The sequence below is a fragment of the Shewanella pneumatophori genome, assembly GCF_023283895.1.
Taxonomy (GTDB): domain Bacteria; phylum Pseudomonadota; class Gammaproteobacteria; order Enterobacterales; family Shewanellaceae; genus Shewanella; species Shewanella pneumatophori.
This window is the reverse complement of the sequence record NZ_JAKILB010000040.1, coordinates 1-589: the sequence shown is the minus strand read 5'-3', so window position 1 is coordinate 589 and position 589 is coordinate 1. Positions and strand designations below refer to the sequence as shown.

At 52.5% G+C, this 589-nt stretch carries 1 protein-coding gene; it reads left to right on the top strand.

The features are described from left to right. Positions 1-589 (top strand): VCBS domain-containing protein (locus L2740_RS21400; RefSeq protein ID WP_248952005.1); only part of this gene is annotated, 589 nt, incomplete at both ends.

Below are 589 nucleotides of genomic sequence, written 5' to 3'. Positions count from 1 at the left end.
AAGCAGTGATAACAACAGTCCGGTCAACCAGTTAGCCCTCGGTGAAACCATCACCGAGACCTACACAGTGACCGTGACCGACAGCAATGGCGCCACCGACACCCAAGATGTAGTTATTACCATTACCGGTACCAACGATATCCCAGAGTTAACAGTAACCAACACAGGTAGCGTCACCGAAGACAGCATTGATGTGGCACCAGACCGCCTTGTAGCCACTGGTGACATCACCACCTTTGATGTGGACAACAATGATGTACTCACCCTAAGTGCCAGCTATAACGGCGATATTGATTGGCAGAACCCAGCCATGGCTGCGCTGACGGCTCAGCAAGTCTCAGACTTACTGGCCGGCTTTAGCCTTGATAACGATGACATGGGCTGGACCTATGATATCGATAATGCCTTAGTGGACTTCTTAGCCGAAGGCGACAGCATCACCTTCAGTTTTGATGTTACCGTCACCGATGCCAATGGCGCCTTCACCACCCAGACGGTGACCATGACCATTAACGGCACCAACGATGCGCCGGTCATTACCCCATCGCCAGATGATGAAGCTGGCGAAGTGATTGAGGCCGGTGTGCAG